Source organism: Veillonella sp., assembly GCF_019414865.1.
Lineage (GTDB): Bacteria > Bacillota > Negativicutes > Veillonellales > Veillonellaceae > Veillonella.
This window is the reverse complement of record NZ_DXLG01000157.1, coordinates 1-3,199: the sequence shown is the minus strand read 5'-3', so window position 1 is coordinate 3,199 and position 3,199 is coordinate 1. Positions and strand designations below refer to the sequence as shown.

Genomic DNA, 3,199 nt, shown 5'->3' with positions numbered 1-3,199 from the left:
TTACTAAATCATATGTAGCATAACTAGTTAAGTAATTATAATGCTTAAACTCTTAATTATCAAGACAAACCTTAAAACTCCATTACACCAGTGGTGGTAATTCTAATTTCTGGAATTACTGTTAATGCAAGGAAGCTCAAATTGATAAATGGATCTAGTCCCTTAGACACGCCCATACCGTAGGCAATGTCTTTCATTTTAGCTACTTTAGCATCTACTTCCTCATGTGGTCGATTTGTAATTAACCCCATTACTTCAAGGGCTAATTCTTCTACTACTTTACCTTCACTTGTAATGACATAGCCCCCACCGATTTCACGAATCCGTTCAATGGCTACCATCATATCTTCATCATTATCGCCTACAACGATTAAATTATGGGAATCATGTGCAAAGGATGTTGCAATGGCACCGTTTTTAAGATTAAAACCTTTTAGAATACCTACACCATTTCTGCCTGATGCTTTATAACGCTCAATACAAGTAATTTTATTATACTCCGCATTTGGTTTAAATAGACCGTTTTCTACAGGAACGTCTTCAACCGTTTTTTGTGTAACGATTTGGCCCGGTACAATATTAATAATAGCTTGAGGTCCGTCTACATTAATCTCCAGTTTTTCTTTTGTGAAAGTCCCTATATTAATAGTGTGTAATAATTCCTTAGGAACTTCTTTCTCTTCCCTAACAAGAACTCGTTCAATAGGTTTTCCCTTATAGAACACTTCATGTATGGCTACGCTATTAGCATCATCGAGAACTACAAGATTTGCCTTATAGCTTGGGGCAATAGCACCTAAGTCCTTCAAATGATAGCAAAGCGACGTATTGGTAGAAGCCATTTTATAAGCTTTTACAGGGTCTAAGCCAAGTTCAATAGATCTTAAAATATTATAACTGATATGACCTTCAGAACGGATATCCTCAATATGTTTATCATCTGTACAAAAACCATAGTATTCTGTATTAGCTTTGTTATGAACGATACCTTGTACGATGGCATCTAAATTGTGAGCCGCACTACCCTCGCGAATCCATACATAGATACCATTTCTAACTTGCGCTTTAGCCTCTTCGTAGGAAATACATTCGTGGTTTGTAGTAATACCGGCTAGACGATAGCTTGCCAATTGCGCTGGTGAAAGCCCAATAATATGACCATCCATAATCATATCTTTAAAATAATCTAATTTTTTTACCATATATGGATCTCTATCAATAACACCAAAAGAGTCCATAACCTCACCTAATCCTAAAATGCGAGGATTACTTTGCAGTTTATGTAACATATCACCATCTAAAATAGCGCCATTGTCCTCACCAGGTACAGCAGGCACACAGGATGGAGCCATAACATATACATCACCTTGAGCAGAAGCCGTTTCATTAATCATGTATTCAACGCCCGCAATACCTGCTACATTGCCTGCTTCATGAGGGTCGACCACAAAGCCTAAGGTTCCAACTTGAGATGCTTCAAACACCAATTCCTTTGGATTCACCAAAGTAGACTCTAAATGGAGATGACTGTCGATAAAACCGGGCACAATATATTTACCGCTATAGTCATATTCAGTTTCACCACTATAAGTACCTACACCGATAATCGTATCATCGTGAATGGCAATATCAGCCACATCCCACTCTTCGGTAAAAACATTTAAAACAGAGGCCCCTTTTAATACAACAGGAGCTTTCTCAAGGCCTTGAGCCTCTCTAGATACTTTTGTATTGAACGTTATCATATAAGGAACCTCCTACATAAAGATCTCTTTCAAAATAAAAATAAGTGCTAGGAAATACATAACAACAGAAATATCACGATATTTACCAATAAGGACTTTAATTAATACATAACTAACAAGCCCCCATTCAATACCAATACCAATAGAGTAAGCAAATGGCATCATAATGATTGTCAAAAATGCTGGCAGTCCTTCCGAAATGTCTCCAAAGTTAATATCCTTCACGGAGGACATCATAAATAAGCCCACTACAATCAATACAGGAGCTGTAGCCGCCACGGGAATGACCATAAGCAATGGTGCCAAGAATAGAGATGCAATAAATAAACCGGCAATAGTTAGGGCCGTTAAACCTGTACGACCACCTTCTGCGATGCCTGCTGCAGACTCTACGGCCACAATGTGTGGAGATGTGCCTACCGCACTGCCTACAATCGTACCTATAGCAGCCACTTTCATACAAGAACTTTGAACAGCCATTTGTTGATCTTGTGGTACCTCCGCTTGATTTGTTAATCCAATCAATACACCTACTACATTAAATAGATTTACAAATAAGAATGTAAAAATAACAAATAACATATCTACCGATAGTATTTCACTCATATCATAGTGGAACCAAATTGGAGCTAAAGATGGTGGCATGGAAAATACTGTAGCTGGTAATTTAGTGATACCACAGAAAAAGCCTACTATAGCGGCGATAATAACGGCAAGGAAGATACCGCCTTTAACATTTCGACCTGTAAAAACAGCAATTAAAATCACTCCTAAAATAGCTACTAAGCTAGACGGTGATTGTAAATCCCCTATGCTGATAAGCATTGCAGGATTACTGACTACTAGGCCTGCACTACTTAAGCCGATAAGAGCAATAAATAGACCAATGCCAGCTGTTACGGCTAGTTTAATAGTATGCGGTATAGCGTTAAATAAATATTCTTTTAATGGTGTTACTGCAATGAACAAAAAAACTAACCCCGCTACAAGCTGCGCCGTCAAAGCAAAAGCAAAACTATGCCCCATTTGAACTACAATGGTGTACGCAAAAAATGCATTAATACCCATCCCAGATAAACCGGCAAAAGGTATATTACTATAGAACGCTAATAATAATGTCATGATAATGGCGCTCACAGCAGTTGCCGTAAATACAGCACCTACATCCATTCCTGCAGCACCTAAAATGGCTGGATTAACGGCCAATACATAGGATACACATAAAAATGTAGTAGCCCCAGCAAATAACTCTCTCGATACAGATGATCCACGTTCAGTAATTTTAAATAACTTGTCTAATGTACTACGTTGCACTTGTGCTGACATAAAAAATCCTCCTCTCATACTTATGTGAATAATCTCTCCTTACTAATATATTTCCACATAAATGTATAAATCTCCTGTTGATGTACTAAATATTAGACATGAAATAGACTATAGATATAGATATAGAT

The 3,199-nt window shown here is 37.6% G+C and carries 2 protein-coding genes; both read right to left on the bottom strand.

What is annotated here, in order from left to right:
* Positions 1-71: 71 nt before the first annotated feature.
* Positions 72-1,745, bottom strand: a complete 1,674-nt coding sequence (gene ade / locus QZ334_RS07685) for an adenine deaminase (protein WP_295233364.1) — start codon at positions 1,743-1,745, stop codon at positions 72-74.
* A gap of 12 nt (positions 1,746-1,757) precedes the next feature.
* Positions 1,758-3,071 carry an NCS2 family permease gene (locus QZ334_RS07680; protein WP_295233361.1) on the bottom strand — a complete coding sequence of 438 codons (1,314 nt, stop codon included), beginning with the start codon at positions 3,069-3,071 and terminating at the stop codon, positions 1,758-1,760.
* Positions 3,072-3,199 lie beyond the last annotated feature (128 nt).